Here is an 18,724-nt window from a genome sequence, read left to right as displayed (position 1 = left end):
ATGACTCCGGGCCCCGCCGGCCAGGGGGCGCCTGTGGCACGGCGCTCCTTTGGAGCTGAATCGTTTACGACATCACCGCCGCGCCGTCCCCCACGACGCCGCCTCCGCGCGGTCCCTCGCGCGGTTCGTCGCGACACCACCGCCACGCAGGCCTGGCCGTTATCGGGCGGTTGCCGCTCTAGGTAGGCGCTCCCACACAAACCCGGTGATCAGCGAGGGGGCCGACCGGAGTACGTCGGAAACCGGCAATAGAGGTGTGAAATTGCTGGTCAGCGGTCCACTGGGAGGCTGTTGATGGCGCGCTCACGGTCGGCTTGGGTGGGCAAGCTGTAGCGCCGGGTTTGATCTAGGCGGGAGTGGCCCATGAGTTCGGCGACGAGCACGAGGTCGTGGCCGTCGCGGACGAGTCTGGTTCCGAAGGTGTGGCGTAGGGCGTGGCTGGTGAACTCGTCATCGATGCGGGCCTCGTCGGCGATGGCGCCGAGGACATCGTGGGCGCCGCGGGCGGATATTCTGCCGCCGCGATGGTTGAGTAGCAGCGCTTCGCTGTTGGCGGCGCCCGTCCAGTCGGGTCGCTCGTCATCGATCCACAGTTTGAGGTCGGTGCGCAGCTGCGCGTGCTCGTGCACGGGGACCTCGCGGTACTTGTTGCCCTTGCCGGACCGCACGATGATCAACCCTTTGCGTGCGGACAGGCGGATGTCGTCCAGGTTCAGTGCGACGACCTCGCCCAAGCGCAGCCCAGCGTAGAACGGGATCAGCGCGAGTACCCGGTCGCGGGGGTGAACCCAGCGCTCCACGGTGCGCAGCCAGCGGGTGACGTCCTTGTCGGACAGCGCTCGTGGGGCCGCCCGCGGCAGGTCCAGGCGGCGGACATCCGGCGCTCTCATGCCTCGGCGGATGTAGAAGTCGCCGATCGCCGCCAGGACGGTGTTGATAGTGGAGGGTTTGCGTTTGGCCACCGTCTGCAGATAGGTGCGGTAGTCGCGCACTGCAGCGTCGCTGGCGTGGGCCTGAGTGAGGGGATCGCCGTCGATGTCGGCACCGTCGAGCCAGATCAGGTAGCCGCGTACGCGGGAGGCGTAGGCGCGGCGGGTGTCGTCGTCGAGCATGGTCGCCTTGGCCAGGGCGGCCACGTAGGTGGCGTGGATGCCGGCGAACCGGAGCGGTAGTGGTTCGGGTTGGCGTCCGCGGCGCGGGGGGCCGAGGACCGGGTTCGTTTTTTCTGAAGTCGATACCGGAGATTGATGATCCTCCGTCAACGCTTTATCTGAAGTCATGTCGGGAGCCTACTTCAGAGAATCAGTGTTATCCGAAGTAGGCGATCGGCGTTTCGAGCCCGTTGGTGAAGCGTCAACTTGACCGCTGCGGCGTTGCGGTCAAGCACCATTGCCGGCTGCCAGTCAACCCGAGGCACTGCCAATAGATCTGAGGCATCGAGCCGGCCAGCGCCGGGCCTCGCCCGCGACCTGCGGAAGCCCGCGCGCAGCGCGACGGTTTGCCTTAACTCCACTGGCAGAAGCCTAGCGACCGGTCTGCCAGTCACGTTGAGGCACCGCAGGTCAGAGCGCGTGCCGTGCCTCAGCTCGATTGCAGACGACAACCATCACCTTCATCGAACAGCCGCCCCTCGCGGCCGGGTTATTGTCCTTTGCCATCGAGGTGTGTCCGTTGCCACTGGAGTTTGTCTCCCGGCCACCCGAACGCGTGCAGATCCGGGCGAGAACTTGCTGGACGTCGGCGCTGCTGCGCCGGTCGCGGCAGATCATGCCGGTGGCGGGCTGCGGATAACCGCAGCTCAACGGGCCCAGAGACGGACCTCAGTGGCACAAATCCCGGCTCGGACGGACTCGGGTGACGCGGACAGACTTCACTGGCAAAGGACAGTTATCGAGCAGGTTGGCGAACAGCGCATCGAAATGGTCTCACTGGCGGAGGCCAGCTCATGGCGGACGGCGGCGATGAGTTCCCGTAGCTGTCCGGGTCAGTCCACCGTCAGGACGACCTTGCCACGGACGTGTCCGGTCTGTACCTCGTGGTGCGCGCGGCTGGCTTGCGTGAGTGAGAACGTCGCGTGGATGGGTATCTGCAGCCTGCCTTCTTCATACATTGCGACGAGTTCGGTCAGCGCGGCGGTCGAGCGGGTACCGACGCGAAGTATCCCGAACGTCTTCGCGGCTTCGGTGTCGACCAGGGTGCCGATGCGGTGCCGGTCACGCACGAGCGCGAGGGAGGCGGTGATCGCGGCGCCGCCGATGGCGTCGAGGGCTGCGTCGACGCCATCGGGTGCGAGTGCGCGGATCCGGTCGATGAGGCCGTCTCCGTAGGTGACCGGGGTCGCGCCGAGCGAGCGTAGGTAGTGGTGGTTGTGTTCGCTGGCGGTGCCGATGACGGTGGCGCCCCATTGGCGGGCGAGTTGTACGGCGATGGTGCCTACGCCGCCGGCGGCGGCGTGGATGAGGACGGTGTCGCCTGGGTTGACGGCGATCTGGCGCAGTGCGGTGTGGGCGGCCTGGCCGGCCGCGGGTAGACCGGCGGCAACCGTCCAGGGCATGGTGGCTGGTTTTCGCACCGCGTCGGCGGCATCGACGACGACGTACTCGCAGTAGCTCTGGGCGGTGGCCGAGCCGAGTACCTCGTCTCCGTCCACGAAACCGGCGACGCCATCGCCGACGTGGTCAACGATGCCGGCGTACTCGTTGCCGAGGCGTTGCGGAAAGTTGGCCGGCATGGTTGCGGCGAAGTCGCCGCGCCGCAGTTTGGCGTCGACCGGGTTGACGCCTGCAGCCTTGACCCGGACGCGGATCTGGCCCGCTGCGGGCGTTGGTAGATCGATCTCGACCGGGTGTAGCACGTCGGGGCCGCCGTAGGCGGTGAACGCGATCGCTGTGACCATTCGGGCTGTTCCTTTGGATGGGTGATCAGGCGGGGTACGGCTGGGCGGCGCGGGCGGCGCGCAGCGCTTGGGCCCACCAGGTGAGGTGACTCAGAAGCGTGGCGGCGGCGGTGTTGGCGGTGTGCGGGTTGACGAGTTCCCCATGGGGGTTGAACTGGTTGTGTGCCATGTGGAAGCTGACGGTCTCGCGGATACCGACGGCGTGCACCTCGGCGAAGACCTGTCGTAGCTGTTCGACCGCGCGCAGGCCGCCGGCCAATCCGCCGTAGGAGACGAAACCCACCGGTTTGGCCTGCCATTCGGAGCGGACGGCGTCGATCGCGCGTTTCAGCGCGGCGGGGTAGCCATGGTTGTACTCGGGGGTGACAAGGACGAAAGCGTCGGCGGCGCCGACGCGGGCGGTGAATGCCGTTACCTGTGCTGTCTGCTCCAGGTTGTCCGGTAGCGGGATGTCATATAGGTCGATGACGTCGAGTTTCAGGTCGTCGTGTTGCTCGGCGCGGGCGACGAACCAGCGGCCCACCGTCTCGCCGAAGCGTCCTGTCCGGGTGCTCGCGATGATGACCGCGATCCGCAGCGGCCCGTCAATCTCGTGGTGCTCGGTGCTCATCGTGCTGTCCTTTCCCGGGTGGCTCGTGCCTCAAGGTCGGCCGGGTCTCGTCGGGTATGGGCCGCAGGGGCCGGTAGGCCGCGGCGGACCTCGGTGAGCGTCTGGGCGAGGTCCACGCGCTGCTGATCGGTCAGCCCGCCGAAGGTGAGCCGTTCAAGCTCGGACCAGATCGCGCGGACCTTGGGACACAGCCGTCGACCTTTGCCCGAGAGAGCGACGATCATCGTTCTCTTATCGGTGCTGGACGGTGTGCGCGTGATGAGGTCGGCGCGCTCCATCGCCTGGAGGGTGTTGGTGACGGTGGACCGGTCACGCCCGAGGAAATGGACGATCTCCGACTGCGGAGATCGCCCGTTCTCCTGCAGGAACAGCAGCACCAGTTCCTGCGGGGCGACCAGTTCGATGCGCTGCAACATCGCGGTCGCGTTCGCGGCGTGCGCGCGGACGGCCTGCAGTAGCAGCGAGCTCAACGGCGCCTCGGCGACGCTTATCCCCGCGTGCGGCGCGCGGGCGCCACCCGGGCCAGCCTCAGTGGTCATGATCTCACGCTAACACCTTTGTTGGCATGCCAGCAATTCCGCCATAGTGTTGGCATGCCAGCTAGAAGGGGTGGGGTCACATGAGTCAGAACACGGGCAGGACAGGCGTGACCGAGCGGGACACGAGAGAGGAGTATCTGGCAGGCGCGCCGGCGACGACGGAGCGGCTGGATCCGGCGCTGCTCCGGCTCGCCGGGATCGTGCTCTTCGGCGCGACGGCCGCGCTGCTAGACACCACCATCATCAGCGTCGCGCTGGATCAGCTCGGCCAGGCGTTCGCCGCCCCTGCCTCAACCGTGCAGTGGGTGTCCACGGCGTACCTGCTCGCGATGGCGCTGGTTATCCCGCTCACCGGGTGGTGCGTCGATCGGTTCGGCGCCAAGGCGACCTGGCTGTGCACACTGGCGCTGTTTCTCGCCGGCTCAGTGCTGTGCGCAGCTGCCTGGTCGGCGGAAAGCCTGATCGTCTTCCGGGTAGTGCAGGGACTCGGCGCCGGAATGATCTTGCCGCTGACCCAGGTCATCCTCGCGCAGGCAGCCGGCTCACGCCGCTTCGGCCGGGTCATGGCGCTGGTCGCCATCCCCGGAAACCTCGTCCCCATCGTCGGACCAGTGCTCGGCGGCCTCATGCTCAACGCCCTGCCGTGGCGCTGGATCTTCCTGATCAACGTGCCCGTCTGCGTACTCGCCTTCGTGCTGGCCTGGTGGAAACTGCCCGCCGATCCGCCCCAAAGCCGCCCCCCGCTTGATGTGCTGGGCCTCGCCGTGCTCTCACCGGCCGTAGTGGCGATCGTCTACGGTCTGTCCAAGGCGGGCGCGGAATCCAGCTTCGCCGCCATCAATGTGCTCGCGCCCATCGTGATCGGTCTCGCCCTCCTCGCGGTGTTCGTCACGCACGCCCTACGCACCTCCAAGACTCCCATCATCGACCTACGACTGTTCCGGCACCGCTCGTTCAGCGCGTCAGCCGCGCTGATGTTCCTATCCGGCGCGGCGCTCTACGGTCCAATGTTCCTGCTGCCCCTCTACTACCAACAGGCCCGCGGATTCGATGCGCTCACCACGGGCCTCACACTCGCCCCCCAAGGCATCGGCACGGCCCTCGCCCTGGCCGTCGTCGGCCCACTGGCCGACCGTATCGGCGCCAGACCATTGGTAGCCCTCGGCGCGCTGATCACCACAGCCGGCACACTCGCCTACACCCAGCTACCGTCCGACCCCAACGACGTTTTCCTGATCGCGTCTCTTGTGCTGCGCGGCATCGGCCTGGGTGCGGTGGGGATCCCGACGATGGCAGCGGCGTATCACCAGCTACCGCACTCCGCGATCCCTCGTGCGACCAGCGCCACCAACGTGATCCAACGTGTCGGCGCGTCCTTCGGCACCGCGCTGGTCGCTGTGATCCTCCAACAGCAGATCAATGACCAGGCCAGCGGCGGCGCATCCCCCGAGATCCTCACTCACGCGTTCGCGAAAACCTTCTGGTGGACGGTCGGGTTCGCGGTCCTTCTCCTGCCACTCGCCATGTTCCTGCCTCGAAGAAACCGGTAGAGCGCATTCGGGGCCCGCACCGGCACCCGTCAGCCGGCACCCAGAACACGCCGTCGGCACGGCCACGACCCGCACAGTGGCGCCATGAACAGGAAAGAAGCGATCTCCCGGCATGTCGGACAAGCTCGACACCGCAGGAGTGGCGACATAGCCGCGTCAACCAAAGTTACTCAGGGCTACTTTGCGGCAGGGGTCACGTACCCAAGCACTGGGCACAGGCGGCGTCCACCGGGTTTGGGCAGGAAGCCTAGCCGGCGCAGCACCTAGCGCTGACCGGGACAGATGTCACGAGCCTGCACGGATCCGGATCGGCTCCGCCGGGGCGAGGTCGAGCGCCACGGGCAGGGTCGCCGGTGGTGGGGTGAGGTCAAGTTTCCAATCACCGAATCGGCGGATCTTGCTGGTGACGTACGGGGTGATGGTGGCCAGGTCCTCGGAATCCACCTGCCATCCGGCCGCGATTAGCTCGTTGGCGGCGGTGGTGATATCGAGGGTGGTGGAGTAGATCGCGCAGTTCGCGAGGAGCTCGTTGAACTTGACGATTTTCTCCTGCTGGTCTGGGTCGTTGTCGACCAGGATGCCGTCGTGACCGAACGAGAGCCATTTGGCGAACCCGTGGAACGCCTCGACCCGGTTGGTGACCACGGTGATGCCCTCGCGCAGCTCAGGCTCGGACAGGTAGCGCAGCAGGACGATGGTGCGCACCGCACGGCCGACCTCGCGTAACGCCCGGTAGGTGCGGTTGCGGTGCGACTCGGTGCCCAGCCGGCGCAGCAGCGTTGCTGAGGAAATCTTCCCGGCGCGGATCGACACGACCACGCGCATCAGGTCGTCCCAGTGGGTTTCGATGAGCTTCCAGTCCACCGCGTCCGCGCCGAAAAGGGAATCGATGTGCTCGTAGCGAGTGTCGCGGCCGGGCCGGTACAGGGTCAGATCCTGCCAGTTTCGGATACGCGGCAGCAGCTCGAACCCCAGCAGGTGAGCCAGTCCGAAGACCGGCAGCGACTGGCCCTGGGTGTCGGCGTGGATCTCGGTGGGCTGCACGTCGCTCTTGTTCTCCAGCAGCCCTTGCAGGATGTAGACCGCCTCCCACACGCCACACGGGATGAAATGGGAGAACAGGGCGATGTAGTTGTCGGAGATGTGCCGGTAGGCGATCCCGCCGTAGCCGCCATAGCGGATGTGCGATTCCGCGAGGAGGTTGTCCGACCAGGTATCCATCTGCGTGCCGTCCGCCCCGACTCTGGTCCCGTCACCCCACAGCAGAGTCATGTCCAACGCGGCGTGGCGTTGATCTTGCCGGCCATGTGCCGGGCCACCTGCGCCGGGCCGAGGTTCGCCCCATAGGTGAACGTCAGCAGCACGTACCGGCCCATCGCATCCCTGATCTTCGGATCGTTGCCAGACGGCGGCCCGAAATGGCGGGTCCACCCGGTCGGGTACGCGGTGCGGGTCAGCACGTCCAGGATGCCTCGCTCGGGCAGCCGGTCCAGGATCGCCGCCTCCAGATCCAACGCCGATTGGCGTCGCTCTCTGCCTTTACGGCGTTTGAGGACCGGGCGGCCCTCGGACAAGACCAGATCAGCGTTGCCCGGGTACCCCTCGTCGACCCTCACCGCCGTCTGCTCCAGCCGGGCCCGCAACTCGGCGGTCGCGCTGGCGGCATCGGGCGGCAATCCCGCCTCCCGGCAGTACTCGGCCATCAACGGCTCACACTCGGCCGGCGACAGCAGTTGATCAGTGAAATTGGCGTACGACTCCGACCCGACCACGGCCATGTCGCCGCTACGCAGCTCGGAAGCCAGGTACGAGAACACGCACGCCTCGAAATGCCGGCGCACCATCCGTCCGGGCCGCCGCCCATCAAGAAGGATCTTCCGCCAGTTCTCCGAGGCGAACGACAGGTCCAGATGGACGTCCTTGCCGTGCTTCCCGCCGACTTTCGTCGGCAGGTGCTCCCCGCTGCGGGAGCGGTTGGCGCGCAGGAATTCCAGCGCCTTGGACAAGCTGTGGTCGGAGCTGGTGGGCTGGAAGCCGAGCACGTCGAGCACCTGGAACAGCGCTGCCTGGCTGCCCCGGTAATACTTCTCCACGAACGGCAGGTAGTTGTTGCCGTGGTGCGCCGACACCTCTTCGTGCGCGCTGGTCAACGCGGTCACGCCACCGGCCTGGGCGAGGGCGCCCAGCACCATGCGCCCCGTCTGTACACACACCGAGTCCGGGACGTTGGTCTCCCCGACGACCTGGTCCTCGGCGGACACTCCCAACGCCTCCCGGACCACCGCCAGGACCTCCCCGAACGTGTCCAGCAGCCGCTCGGACTCCGCCCGAGACGCCTCACGGATCGATTCGAGACGCTCCTTGGCTCTCTTGTGAATAGCGGCTATCCGCTTGCAGAACATGGCTGCGACCTCATCGCGGGTCCGCACCCGGGCCGAGTGGACCAAGCAGACGATCAGCGCCTGCCTGCGGGCGGTGCCGTACTTGCCCAAGTCAGCGACATCGGTCTGGCTGGCCTCGCCGGCGAGAGAGCCACCTTCGCCGGCGGTACCCGTCCAGCCACTCCTCGGTCGGGCCGAGCGCGTCCAGCCAAGCCAGATGCTTCACGTGGTCCTTGACGTTGCCCACGGTCGGCGCGCCGGCCACCGTCTTGACCTGATCGAACTGGCTACGCCGCCGGATCGGGTCCGCTTTCAGCAACGCATCCACCTCATCTGCGGCCGGACCGCTCATCCGAGCGGCGATCCCCGCGAACACCGCGGTGTTGACCTGCGTACGGATCGTCCCGACCATCTCATCCAACGTGGTGTAACCAGGTAACTCCAGCCGGGCCCGGACCAGCTCCTCCAATGCCACATTGATCAGATCCGGAAGATTGTCCTTCGTCCTGGCCGCCTCCCGGATCGCCGCCTCGGCCACGGCACTAGCCCGCTCTGGATCAGAGGTGATACCCAGCCGCTCGCGGACCAGCGACTTGTGAAACCGCAGGGTCCGGTCCGAGTCATGTCCTGGCTCGATGTCCGGTTTGAGCTCCAACGCGATGCGTACGTGCTCCACGATCGCGATCGGCACCTCGAATAGAACGGGGAAGTGCCCCAGCCGAGCAACCACCTTCAACAACACGACCAGGGCAAGCAGATGCTGTTCTGAACGGGTCTTCTCCCGGGCCCAGCGAATCTCATCGATTGTCGGCGTAAACGTCTCCCGCAGCTCACGGGCAGACACGACCCGCTTGAACTGCGGATACGCGGTCCGTTCCATCAACGCCACGGGTCCACCCACCAGCCCGACCACAACAGGACAAGGCCCCCGCGCCGGGCGCGACTCTACCTAACCGGGCAGAAGCTGTGGGGGGACCCCACGCTGACCTGCACTGATCGGCCTGTTGCCGGTTTCCGACGTACTCCGGTAGGCCCCCAGCGAGGGCTCGCGCCGGCCCAACGGACCACTTACACCAGCCTGATTCCTTACGCACAAGAACTGTCATTATGATGCATGGTCGTTTCGCACCTTTTGTGGCGCCTGATTAGCGAATTATCGTTAATAAAAATCCGGTAATGCCGTCAAGGGCGTTGGCGGAGGGATGCAGCGAGAGAGGCGGCGAGAGAGGCGGCGAGTTCTCTGTCAGTCTCAGCCGGCTCGGCGGAGTCTCAGCGGTCTGTCGGTACAGGTGGCGGAGTCTCAGCTGATCTGGCGGACGGAGTGCGGCTCCCGAGGGAGGGGGTGAGACCGCAGCCGACGGGAGCCCTGAAGCGCAAGTATCGGTGAGCTGAGGCCGGACACGGAGGGCCTCGGCGGTGTCGCGCGCTTACTCAGAGGCCAGCTTTTGCGCCACCTGATCGAGGCCATCCTTGATGAGCCGCGCGTACTCGTCATCGCCGAGCGCACCGATTCCCGCTTGCGCACGCTGGAGGTATTCGCGGGCACGGCTGAGATCGCCGAGCTTGCGGTAACACTCAGCCAGGTTGAGGTGCAACGACGGATACAGGCCGGCCACCGGCAGCGTCACCCCGGCTTCGGCAACCCGGGTATCGCTGAGCAGGTCGGCCGCTGCGAGCGCTCGCTGATCCCAGATCAGTTCCTGGTGGACGTCGTCCTGCACGTCGGCCATCGCGTGCGCGAGGACGCAGACGTGCAGAGGATCGCCTCGCTCAGCGCCGATCTCATCCCAGATCTGCGCGAACAGGTCGCGGGCGGTCTCACGCTGGCCTTGATGATGATGCAGTTGCACCCCTTGATTGATGCGGGCAAGCGTCGGGTCGGTGATCATCGGCTGCTCAGCTGCAGGCTCATCTCTCGACGATGGCACGGATCGTATTTTGCCTGGACCGCGCAAACGGGGGGCTGAGTTCGTGTCTCATGAGGTCTGGCGGCCCAGCACCTTTGTCTCAGCTGATGTGGCGGATGATGTCCCGACGATCAGCCAGGGGCGAGCCGCGCTCGCCGATCTCGAGGCCGTGCATGTCGGTGCCGATGGTGTGGAGCGGCAGGTGCCGTGGGCGTGGATGCCGGAGGTCGGCGACGGTGGTGGGGTAGCAACGACAGTTGCTCCACGCGCCCCCCGGTCAGGGCTGGAGCCAGCGATCAAACCAGGCGCGGGTCCGGCGCAGGACGTCGAGTTGGTGGTGGCGTTCCCGGATCGAGTGGCCCTCTCTCGGGTACACCACGAACTCGTGGTCGACGTCGAAATGGCGCAACGCCCGATGCAGGTACACGGCCTGCCCGAGGGGAACGTTACTGTCCTCGGCGCCGTGCAGGATGAGCACCGGAGTGCGGATGCGGCTGGCGAAGGAGATCGGGCTGACCGCGTCATGCGGGTGTGGTCCGATGCCGGACCAGCCGGTGCTGCCCCCGAGCGCGGCTTCGAACTGGCCGTTCTCCCCCGTCGCGGCGAGCATGCCCCAGTCGATGACGCCGGCACCGACCAGCGCGGCGCGGAAGCGATCGGTCTGGCCGATGGCCCAGGCGGACATGAAGCCGCCGTGGCCCCAGCCAGCGATGCCCAGCCGGTCGGGGTCGGCGATGCCCTCGGCGACGAGCAGGTCGATGCCGGCCAGGATGTCGGTCCACTCCTGCTGACCGACCCGGCCGGCGACGCTCGCCGCGAACTCGTGGCCATGGCCCTGGCCGCCGCGCGGGTTGGGCAGCAACACGGCATAGCCGGCGGCGGCCAGCCACTGCGCGCTGGGGAACCAGAACAACTGGCAACGATCGGCGTAGCGGTCGTACGGGCCTCCGTGCACGATCGTGACCAGCGGGAACGGGCCTTCCGATGCGGTTCTTCCGACCGGGAGTACGAGCAGTCCGTCCAGGTCAAGGCCGTCCGCGGCGCGGTAGGCGAGCGGTTGTTGCGTACCAAATGTGACGGCGTCCAGTTCCGGTCGGGTGTTGGTGATTCTTCGCAACGGCCCGGTCGGCGGTCCGATGTGAACGTTCGAGGGTTGATAGCGGGTGCCGGTGCGTACCGCGATCTCTTTGCCATCGGTGGTGGTGGTGAGGTTGTCGAGGCGTCCGGGGTGATGCGACAGGGTCGTGAGATCGGCGCGGTCGAGCCGGGCCAGGGTCGTGTTCAGGCCGTCGGCGAACACCACCAGTGGGGCGGAATCGGTCTGGCAGAGTTCGGTGGGGCACATCGAGAGACTGGCGGTCCGGTTGCGCAGGACGCGGCTCGCCACGGCCAGGTCGAACACGGCGGTGCCGGCCTGCAAAAGCGGTGGGGTGAGTGCGAGGTAACCGACGTGCCAACCGTCCTCACCCGGCCACCAGGCCAGCGATCGTGCGTCGGCCGCGACGGGTCCGAGGGTCTCCGCAGTCCCGGTGGTGGGGTCGAACAGGTGCAGTTGGCCGGTGCGCGGGCCGTAGTCGTTGTCCGCGCTGGCCCAGGTCAGCACGGCAAGGGGGCCGCCGTCGGGGCGTTGCCGCAGTTCCACGACGTGCCGGTCACCGAACACCGTCGGGGTGGCCACCCGGCCGGTACGCAGGTCGAGCAGGCGCATCCGGGCGCGCGGTTCGCGCTCGCCGACCACAATGGCGTCGTCGCGGTCCCGGGCGCGGCGCGCGTCCTGCTCGGTGGGTTCGTCCTCGGCGAGCAGCGCGACCAGGTTGGGGTCGCTGAGCGGCAGGTGGTCGATGACGCCGCCGCGCCAGCTGGTGCAGGTGGTCACCGTGCCGTCGGCGAGGGTGAGCCCGTGCAGTTGCGGGGTCCCGCGCTCGGCACGGTCGGACAGGAAGAACAGCGTCTCCGAGTCTGCCGACCAGCGTGGCCGGGACTCGGTTGCGGTGTCGGTGGTCGCCCGGCGCGACGCGACGCCATCGGTGTCGACGAGCCAGAGTTCGGTGTCGAGGTGGTCACCGGCCCGGCTGATCGGGGCGAGGACGTAGCAGAGCAGGCGTCCGTTCGGGGCGAGTGCCGGGGTCTGCGGTTCACGACCATCGACGACGAGGTCGGCTGTCAGCCCAGTCATTCGATCAGTCTTCCAGCACCAGCAGGGCAACGGGTCCTGCCCTGGCCCGCCGAGCTGGCTACGGGCGCCGATGATTCGCGCAACGTGGCCCGTCCTCCTAGTGAGAGCGCCTGTTCAACTGTCGGGTCTGCGGTCGGTATCTCGGCGGAGACCACTGTGGGTCATGGAGACCGCAAGGGCGTCTCGGCCGGGAGTGGGTGGGCGTCAAGTCTTGGTCGGCGCCGTCATTCGGCGAGGCTGGGTGCCTGGCGTGACCAACGATGCGCGTCGAGCTCCTCGACGATGAAGCGCGCGACATCGGCGCGTGTGATGCGCCAGCCGCCCTTCGGCGTGCTGTCGTGGGTGACCCGGTAGCTGCCGGTGGGTTCGCGGTCTTGGAGGTAGGTGGGTCGCACGAAGGTCCAGTCGAGGTCGCTGTCGCGCACGATGTGTTCCATGCGCGCCATGTCGGCGTACAGGTCTGCGCCGATGGGGCGGATCAGGGCGCGGTACCACCAGGCGTGCCGGGGGTCGTCGTGCCGGACACCGACGGAGGTGATGGCCAGCAGCCGCTTTACCCCGCTGGCTTGCATCGCGGACACGGTGGCGCGGGCACCGTCGGAGTAGAGATTGTTCGCTTTGCGGCCGGGGGCGCCGATGGCGCAGACGACAGCGTCGTGACCTTTGATAACGGCGCGCAGGCTGTCCGCGTCGCGGACGTCGGCACGTTCCACGCGCAGAGCCGGGGCCGCAGGGACGCTTGCGGGGTTGCGGACGGCGGCGGTGACATGGTGTCCGCTGCGCAGGGCCTCGGCGACGATGAGCCGGCCGGTGCGACCTGCGGCCCCGAGAACTACGACGTTGAGGCTCATGCTGCGTTCCTTTCGGTGGTGGGCAGGGCGAGGACGACGACGGCGCAGAGCACACAGGAGGTGGCTACGACGAGCGCGCCGGTGACCAGGGCCCGGGCTGGGGCGGTGCTGGCGAAGAAGACTGTGCCGAGGACAGCGACGCCGAGAGCGGTGGCGATCTGCTGGACGGCGTTGATGGTTCCGGAGGCGCTGCCCACCTCGTCAGGGGCGGCGACGGACAGGGTGCTCTGGATCAGGGGGCCGAACAGCAGCCCTAGTCCGAGCCCGCTCACCAGACCCGCGGCAGCGAACGCAACGTCCGTAGTACCGGCGGCCGCCACAACGGCGAAGCCGAGCGCTCCGAGTAGTTCCGCACCGAGCCCGACGTGAAGGAGGTGGCGGCCCAGACGCGGAGACAGGGCCGGAACGAGCAGGGAGGAGATCGCGATGCCCACGGCCACTGGCGCGAGCGCCAGGCCGGTGTGCAGAGCCGAATAGTGCAGGCCAAGTTGCAGGAACAGCGACAAGATGAGCATCAGCCCGCCGGACCCGGCGAACAGCACCACGGCTACGGACAAGCCGGCGACGAACGGTCGCTTACGCAGCAGGGCCGGTGTGAGGATCGGAGAGGAACTGGTCGTCTGCCGCCGTGCGAGGGCCGCGAACGCGAACGCGGCGGCGGCCAACATGGCGAAGGTCCACCATGGCCAGCCCGCCTCCCGGCCCTGGATCAGCGGCAGAACCAACGCCGCTGATCCGGCTGCGACCAGCATCACGCCGAGCGGATCGAGTCGCGCTGAGCGGTCGCCGTGGTCGGCCGGCATCCAGGCCAGCGCTCCGAGGATGACGAAAGCGCCCAGGGGCACGTTGATCAGGAAGATCAGCCGCCAGTCGAGGCCGCCGAGATTCCAGGCGATCAGCACACCGGCGAGGATCGGCCCGCCGATCCCTGCCAGCGCGCTGACCGGGCCGAACAGGGAGAAGGCTCGTCCTCGTTCCCGGCCGCTGGTGAACACCTCGGTCAGCACGCCGAAGCCTTGCGGAATCATCAACGCGCCCAGTGCGCCCTGCGCCACCCGCGCCGCCACGAGCATTGTTGGCGATGCGGCGACGGCGCAGGCCATCGAGGCGAGCGTGAAGCCGGTCGCGCCGATCAGGAAGAGTCGCCGGCGTCCCCACCGGTCACCGAGGCGCCCTCCGATCACCAACAACACCCCGAACGGGAGCGCGTAGCCCGCCGTCAGCCACTGCAAGGTGGCTTCTGTTCCGCCGAGCCCGGCCCGCACGGAGGGACCGGCGACGGTCATCACGGTCGAGTCGAGCAGATCCATGACTGCGCCCGTCAACACCACCACGAGCACCCACCAACGTTTTTCCATCACGCCTCCTGACGAACGGTGTTCGTTACGAACTATGTTCGTTGCGAATGGTGTTCGTCAAGCGGTAGGCTGGTGGGGTGAGTGACAGCACGGTCCGAGACACGCCGCGCACCCGCCCGGCCAAAGCGCCACTGAGCCGCAAGGCCGTCGTCGCAGCGGCACTGGACCTGGTCGGCGAGGTCGGCTACAGCGCGGTGACCATGCGTCGCGTCGCGCAGGCTCTGGACACCGGCCCGGCGTCGCTCTACGTCTATGTGGCCGACCGCGACGAGTTGATGACCGAGGTCTACGACCTTGCGCTGGCCGGAGTCGACCTTCCCGGCCCGGCCGACGGTGACTGGCGGGCGCAACTGGAGCTGCTTGTCAGCCGGGCCATCACCACCCTCGCCAGCCACGACGACATCGCCTTGGTCGCGATCTCCCGAGTGCCGACCGGGCCGCACGCCCTACGCATCCTCGAAGCGACGATGGCCCTGCTGCGCGCCGGCGGCATCGACGACAACCTGTGCCCATGGGCGGCAGACCTGCTCGACCAGTACGTCACCTCGTCAGCCCTGGAACTCGCCGCCCGACTGCGCGACCAGCGCACCTTGGCAGCAACCGGGAGTGCAGCCGAGGCCACCGAGGAAGCCATGTCCGAGGCCGCCAGATTCGAACTCGATTCCGTCTACGGCGACCTCCCTGCGGACACCCACCCAACCATCCACGCCCTGCGCCCAGCCATGACCACCGCCGGTCGCAACAGCCACGTCTCTACCACCTGGAAACTCAACGTCATCATCGACGGGCTGCTGAGCCATCGCCAACTGCCGTAGTGCGTGGATCGGTCAGCGGCGAGTGGGAGCGTGAGCGCCGGTGAACACCGCCGAGAGCGCCACCGGCGAACCTGTGCGCCGGACTTCCACCTCGAGGTCGAGGCACCTGGGTAGCATTTTCGCGTCCTGCTGTTGACGGGTGCGAGGAGGAGGCTGGTGGCCTGGTGCCGATACAGCTTCGGGCCGTCGGCTCATCCCCGGCAGGCGTTCAATTCGATGTCGGACCAGCGTGACCGCATGTTCTCCGTAGAGGAACGCGACCTGATCCGGCAGCGGCTGCTGCACCTCGCAGAACACGATCCCGCTGTCCTCGCCGCCGCGGTCACCGGCTCGCATGCCACCGACGATGAGGATCGCTGGTCAGATGTCGATCTGGCCTTCGCGGTCAGCGACCCGCTCGACGCCGTCATGCATCGGTGGACGCAACAGATGTACCGGGACTTCGCCGCCGTCCATCACTGGGACCTGCCTTCCGGGTCGGTGATCTACCGGGTGTTCCTGCTTCCTCACTGCCTGGAAGTCGACCTCGCCTTCAGCCCGGAAGCCGATTTCGGGCCGCGAGGCCCGAGCTGGCGCCTCATGTTCGGGCAATCCGCACCGTCCCAGCCGGTCATGTCGAGCGACCACGACGCAATCGCCGGCCTGGCGTGGCACCACGCCCTGCACGGGCGGATCAGCATCGAGCGAGGCAGATACTGGCAAGCGGAGCACTGGATCAGCGCCATGCGTACCCAGACGATTGCACTGGCCTGCCAGCGCCTGGGCCATGCCACCAGCTACGCCAAGGGCGCCCACCTCCTACCCACCAACATCACCGCACCCCTCGAAACGACCCTGGTCCGCTCCCTGGACGAGGCCGAGTTACGTCGCGCACTGTCGGCCGCCGTGGGCGCCCTGGCCACAGAACTCACTCGCACGGACGCGGCCCTGGCCGATCGACTGCGCCCGGTTCTCATTGAACTCGCCGCTGGCACATGACGATCAACGCGATCGGTGTGGACGAGGCGTAGCCGGAGCATCACGCCGATGAGCGGTGCCAGGAATCCTCCGGACGACCGGCCGGTGTCACGCCGATTCCGGGTGCTGTGGCGACGTCCCGACGTACCAGGACGTCGCCACGCTCGGCACCTGGTAGTTCGGCGAGATCAGTCGGCGGGCCTGCCGAACCAGCGGGAGAGGTGGTCGTTCAGATCCTGCTGGTCGTCACCGATCCAGGCGACGTGGCCGTCGGGGCGGAGCAGGACGCCTGGAACGTCCAGCGCCGCGGTGGAATCCGCGAGGTAGTCGACCCGGTCTGACCAGCCACCAACGGTCAGGCGTTCGGTGCGGTCCAGCAGCAGGCCGCGGCCGTGGTGCAGCAGACCGTAGAGGTTGCCCTGTTTCACGTCGATGTCGCGCAGGCGGCGACCGAGAAGGTCGGGACCTGCGCCGAAGTCGTAGCGGATGCCGATGGCGGTGATCTTCTCGAGCAGACGGAGGTTCACCTCGTCGAAGTCCATCAACTCGGTGAGCAGCCTCCGCACGGCCTGTGGGCCCGATTCGGTGGACAGCAGTTCCGTCTGGGCTCGGGTGTTGTCCAGCACCTCCTCGGCGACCGGACGCCGTTCGGCCTGGTAGGTGTCCAGCAGTGTCTCCGGCGCCCAGCCGCGGATCCGTGCGGCCAGTTTCCAGCCGAGGTTGAATGCGTCCTGAACGCCGAGGTTGAGGCCCTGTCCGCCGATGGGGGGATGGATGTGCGCCGCGTCGCCGGCCAGCAGCACCCGCCCGACCCGATAACGGTCGGCCAACCGCATGGCATCGCCGAAGCGGGACAGCCAGCGCGGGGAGTGCACGCCGAAGTCGGTCCCGGCGATGGCGCGCAACTGGCGCTTGAAATCGTCGAGGGTGGGCGGTTCGGCGCGGTCACTGACGCCGGCGGCGGGGACCAGGACGCTGTAGACGCCCACTCCTGCCGGCCGCAGCCAGAACCGCTGATGGGCCTCGCAGATCTCAGCCACCTTGACGGCGATCTCCTCCGGCGGGACGCCCACTTCCATCTCGCCCATCAGGCTCTCGGTCCGTGCGGGCTCGCCGGGAAAGCCGACACCGAGCAGTTTGCGAACGCTGCTGCGCCCGCCGTCGCAGCCGACGAGGTAGCGCGACCGCAGCCGTTCCCCGTCAGCCAGCTCGACGGTCACCCCCTCGTCGTCCTGCTCGAAGGCGGTGACCGCGCGACCGCGCCGGACCTGCGCGCCCAGTTCGACGGCGTGCTCTTCGAGCAGACGTTCGATGACCGGCTGCGGAATACCCAACAGGTAGGCGTACCGGGAATCCAGGCCCTTGGGCGCGGGCTTCGGGATGGCGGCGAAGAAGGCGCTGGCCGGACGCTGCCGCCCGTGCGGGAGGATGCGTTCCAGCAGCCCGCGCATCGCCATCAGCTCCAGAGTGCGGATGTGCAGGCCGACGATGCGGGCGGCCGACGACGGCTCGGTCTCCTTTTCCACAACGAGTACCCGTACATCGTGCAGCCGCAGCTCGGCGGCGAGCGTCGCGCCTGTCGGCCCGCACCCCGCGATGATCACGTCGTACGTGCGGGGTGCGCTGTCGGTGCTGGAGGCCGGCGATGAGGGGCGGCCGCTGACGTCGCCCACGATGGAGTCGGGCTCGACCGGGTCGATGGACGGCGGCTCGGCGGTGAATCGCGGAGGGTGCATAGGTGTTGCCTCTCGGGAGTGCCGTGGTGGCAAGGCGCTCCCGGCGACACCTACGTCAATCGCCCGACCGTGACGGCAAGGGGGAGCACCCACATCGCTACAACGTTCATGGGTCTCACCTCCTCGGGCGGTGTCGCGGTCACCTGCAAGCTATATCCCCGAGCACGGTCCCGTCGACTGGTTTCCCCGCCATGCGATCACGTCGGGTGAGTCAGCGATCGGTGCAGCCACTCGGCCATCAGCGCGCGTTCGGCGTCGGTGAGCCCTGGGAGGTCGGGCAGCACCGTCGCAAAGGTCACCGCGACCGCGTTGGTGGTGGTGTCGGGTGTCGCCGGAGTTGTCGCCAGGATGCTGGTCAGCACGGCTTCGAGCATGGCCTCGCCCAGACCGAGGTCGCGCTGGTCGGTGGGCATTCCCAACAGCGTGAGGACGGTTCCGTTGCCGGCGGAGTGGATCATCAGGAGTGCGCGCTCTTCGTCGACCCGGAGGAGACCGGCTGCGGCGAGTCGCCGGACGCGGCGACGTAGCACGTCGAGGCCGGCGACCGTCGCCGGCGAGGGTGCGCCGCTCCCCCGGGTGGCGATCAGCGCATACAGCTCGGGGTTTGTCAGGCCGAACTCCACGTGCGCGCGCCATCCGGAGCGCAGGTCCGCGACGGGGTCGCCCGTCGCGGCGTCCGCTGCGATCGATTTGCCGCTGACGTAGCTGGCCATCACGTGTTCGGCAACGGCGTCGATGAGGCCGTCCTTGTCGCCGAAGAGGCGATAGATGGTTGGTGCCTGCACGCCTGCGGCCTGGGCGACGGCGCGGGTTGTCACCGCGTTCGCGCCCTTCTCGCGCAGCAGCCGTGTTGCTGCCGCGACGATGCCCGCACGGACGTCGTCGCGGGATGCGGTGTCCTGCGTCGTCAGCATGAACCGATGCTAACAGCGCCTTGTTAACCACGGA

Annotated in this window: 16 protein-coding genes; 3 read left to right on the top strand and 13 right to left on the bottom strand. The window is 67.7% G+C overall.

Features of this window, described 5'->3' with window-relative positions; translation table 11 throughout:
- Nucleotides 1-269: 269 nt before the first annotated feature.
- From ABZU74_RS19305 to ABZU74_RS19290, 4 genes are all read right to left on the bottom strand, one after another.
- Nucleotides 270-1,280, bottom strand: a complete 1,011-nt coding sequence (locus tag ABZU74_RS19305) for a tyrosine-type recombinase/integrase (protein WP_355425456.1) — start codon at nucleotides 1,278-1,280, stop codon at nucleotides 270-272.
- A gap of 704 nt (nucleotides 1,281-1,984) precedes the next feature.
- Complete coding sequence (locus tag ABZU74_RS19300; protein WP_355425454.1) at nucleotides 1,985-2,896, bottom strand: NADP-dependent oxidoreductase; 912 nt, start codon at nucleotides 2,894-2,896, stop codon at nucleotides 1,985-1,987.
- Nucleotides 2,897-2,921: 25 nt separating this feature from the next.
- Nucleotides 2,922-3,506, bottom strand: a complete 585-nt coding sequence (locus ABZU74_RS19295; protein WP_355425451.1) for an NAD(P)H-dependent oxidoreductase — start codon at nucleotides 3,504-3,506, stop codon at nucleotides 2,922-2,924.
- Entirely contained in the window at nucleotides 3,503-4,045 is a 543-nt protein-coding gene (locus ABZU74_RS19290; protein ID WP_355425448.1) for a MarR family transcriptional regulator, read from the bottom strand. The genes ABZU74_RS19295 and ABZU74_RS19290 overlap by 4 nt, the downstream gene beginning before the upstream one ends.
- A gap of 80 nt (nucleotides 4,046-4,125) precedes the next feature.
- Between ABZU74_RS19290 and ABZU74_RS19285 the strand changes: the two genes are divergently transcribed.
- Nucleotides 4,126-5,595, top strand: coding sequence for a DHA2 family efflux MFS transporter permease subunit (locus ABZU74_RS19285; protein WP_355425445.1), 1,470 nt, complete (start codon nucleotides 4,126-4,128; stop codon nucleotides 5,593-5,595).
- A 285-nt stretch (nucleotides 5,596-5,880) separates the two neighbouring features.
- On the opposite strand, the gene ABZU74_RS19280 is transcribed toward ABZU74_RS19285, so the two are convergent.
- The 7 genes from ABZU74_RS19280 to ABZU74_RS19250 all read right to left on the bottom strand — a co-directional run bounded on the left by ABZU74_RS19280 (nucleotide 5,881) and on the right by ABZU74_RS19250 (nucleotide 14,268).
- Nucleotides 5,881-6,867, bottom strand: coding sequence for a transposase (locus tag ABZU74_RS19280; RefSeq protein WP_355425442.1), 987 nt, complete (start codon nucleotides 6,865-6,867; stop codon nucleotides 5,881-5,883).
- The gene (locus ABZU74_RS19275; RefSeq protein WP_355425440.1) at nucleotides 6,864-8,024 is read right to left on the bottom strand and encodes a Tn3 family transposase; all 1,161 of its coding nucleotides are present in this window, start codon (nucleotides 8,022-8,024) and stop codon (nucleotides 6,864-6,866) included. The genes ABZU74_RS19280 and ABZU74_RS19275 overlap by 4 nt, the downstream gene beginning before the upstream one ends.
- Before the next feature lie 64 nt (nucleotides 8,025-8,088).
- On the bottom strand, nucleotides 8,089-8,856 hold the full coding sequence (locus ABZU74_RS19270; RefSeq protein WP_355425713.1) for a DUF4158 domain-containing protein: 768 nt from the start codon (nucleotides 8,854-8,856) through the stop codon (nucleotides 8,089-8,091).
- A 547-nt stretch (nucleotides 8,857-9,403) separates the two neighbouring features.
- A complete protein-coding gene (locus ABZU74_RS19265; RefSeq protein ID WP_355425437.1) occupies nucleotides 9,404-9,865 on the bottom strand; it encodes a tetratricopeptide repeat protein in 462 nt (153 codons plus the stop codon).
- A 295-nt stretch (nucleotides 9,866-10,160) separates the two neighbouring features.
- Nucleotides 10,161-12,059: a prolyl oligopeptidase family serine peptidase gene (locus tag ABZU74_RS19260; protein ID WP_355425435.1), complete on the bottom strand. Its 1,899-nt coding sequence runs from the start codon at nucleotides 12,057-12,059 to the stop codon at nucleotides 10,161-10,163.
- Nucleotides 12,060-12,283: 224 nt separating this feature from the next.
- Nucleotides 12,284-12,910, bottom strand: coding sequence for an SDR family oxidoreductase (locus tag ABZU74_RS19255; protein ID WP_355425432.1), 627 nt, complete (start codon nucleotides 12,908-12,910; stop codon nucleotides 12,284-12,286).
- Complete coding sequence (locus tag ABZU74_RS19250) at nucleotides 12,907-14,268, bottom strand: MFS transporter (protein WP_355425429.1); 1,362 nt, start codon at nucleotides 14,266-14,268, stop codon at nucleotides 12,907-12,909. Before ABZU74_RS19250 ends, ABZU74_RS19255 begins: the two co-directional genes overlap by 4 nt.
- 77 nt (nucleotides 14,269-14,345) lie before the next feature.
- Here ABZU74_RS19250 and ABZU74_RS19245 point away from each other — a divergent pair, with 77 nt between their 5' ends.
- Both ABZU74_RS19245 and ABZU74_RS19240 read left to right on the top strand, forming a co-directional pair.
- The gene (locus ABZU74_RS19245) at nucleotides 14,346-15,083 is read left to right on the top strand and encodes a TetR/AcrR family transcriptional regulator (protein ID WP_355425426.1); all 738 of its coding nucleotides are present in this window, start codon (nucleotides 14,346-14,348) and stop codon (nucleotides 15,081-15,083) included.
- Between the two features lie 237 nt (nucleotides 15,084-15,320).
- Nucleotides 15,321-16,061, top strand: coding sequence for a nucleotidyltransferase domain-containing protein (locus tag ABZU74_RS19240; RefSeq protein ID WP_355425423.1), 741 nt, complete (start codon nucleotides 15,321-15,323; stop codon nucleotides 16,059-16,061).
- Nucleotides 16,062-16,228: 167 nt separating this feature from the next.
- Here ABZU74_RS19240 and rox read toward each other — a convergent pair whose 3' ends face one another.
- Both rox and ABZU74_RS19230 read right to left on the bottom strand, forming a co-directional pair.
- Entirely contained in the window at nucleotides 16,229-17,776 is a 1,548-nt protein-coding gene (gene rox, locus ABZU74_RS19235; RefSeq protein ID WP_355425710.1) for a rifampin monooxygenase, read from the bottom strand.
- Between the two features lie 197 nt (nucleotides 17,777-17,973).
- Entirely contained in the window at nucleotides 17,974-18,690 is a 717-nt protein-coding gene (locus ABZU74_RS19230; protein WP_355425420.1) for a TetR/AcrR family transcriptional regulator, read from the bottom strand.
- Between the last annotated feature and the right edge of the window lie 34 nt (nucleotides 18,691-18,724).

Source organism: Micromonospora sp. NPDC005171 (genome assembly GCF_040608575.1).
In the GTDB taxonomy this organism is placed as follows: domain Bacteria; phylum Actinomycetota; class Actinomycetes; order Mycobacteriales; family Micromonosporaceae; genus Micromonospora.
This window is presented reverse-complemented; position numbering and strand designations above follow the sequence as displayed.

Excerpts from the sequence above, each read along its gene's own strand:
- ABZU74_RS19300 (WP_355425454.1), bottom strand. The coding sequence starts at position 2,896 with ATGGTCACAGCGATCGCGTTCACCGCCTACGGCGGCCCCGACGTGCTA.
- ABZU74_RS19230 (WP_355425420.1), bottom strand. The coding sequence starts at position 18,690 with ATGCTGACGACGCAGGACACCGCATCCCGCGACGACGTCCGTGCGGGC.
- ABZU74_RS19250 (WP_355425429.1), bottom strand. The coding sequence starts at position 14,268 with ATGGAAAAACGTTGGTGGGTGCTCGTGGTGGTGTTGACGGGCGCAGTC.
- ABZU74_RS19265 (WP_355425437.1), bottom strand. The coding sequence starts at position 9,865 with ATGATCACCGACCCGACGCTTGCCCGCATCAATCAAGGGGTGCAACTG.
- ABZU74_RS19270 (WP_355425713.1), bottom strand. The coding sequence starts at position 8,856 with ATGGAACGGACCGCGTATCCGCAGTTCAAGCGGGTCGTGTCTGCCCGT.
- ABZU74_RS19240 (WP_355425423.1), top strand. The coding sequence starts at position 15,321 with ATGTTCTCCGTAGAGGAACGCGACCTGATCCGGCAGCGGCTGCTGCAC.
- rox (WP_355425710.1), bottom strand. The coding sequence starts at position 17,776 with ATGCACCCTCCGCGATTCACCGCCGAGCCGCCGTCCATCGACCCGGTC.
- ABZU74_RS19295 (WP_355425451.1), bottom strand. The coding sequence starts at position 3,506 with ATGAGCACCGAGCACCACGAGATTGACGGGCCGCTGCGGATCGCGGTC.
- ABZU74_RS19305 (WP_355425456.1), bottom strand. The coding sequence starts at position 1,280 with ATGACTTCAGATAAAGCGTTGACGGAGGATCATCAATCTCCGGTATCG.
- ABZU74_RS19290 (WP_355425448.1), bottom strand. The coding sequence starts at position 4,045 with ATGACCACTGAGGCTGGCCCGGGTGGCGCCCGCGCGCCGCACGCGGGG.
- ABZU74_RS19260 (WP_355425435.1), bottom strand. The coding sequence starts at position 12,059 with ATGACTGGGCTGACAGCCGACCTCGTCGTCGATGGTCGTGAACCGCAG.
- ABZU74_RS19285 (WP_355425445.1), top strand. The coding sequence starts at position 4,126 with ATGAGTCAGAACACGGGCAGGACAGGCGTGACCGAGCGGGACACGAGA.
- ABZU74_RS19255 (WP_355425432.1), bottom strand. The coding sequence starts at position 12,910 with ATGAGCCTCAACGTCGTAGTTCTCGGGGCCGCAGGTCGCACCGGCCGG.
- ABZU74_RS19280 (WP_355425442.1), bottom strand. The coding sequence starts at position 6,867 with ATGACTCTGCTGTGGGGTGACGGGACCAGAGTCGGGGCGGACGGCACG.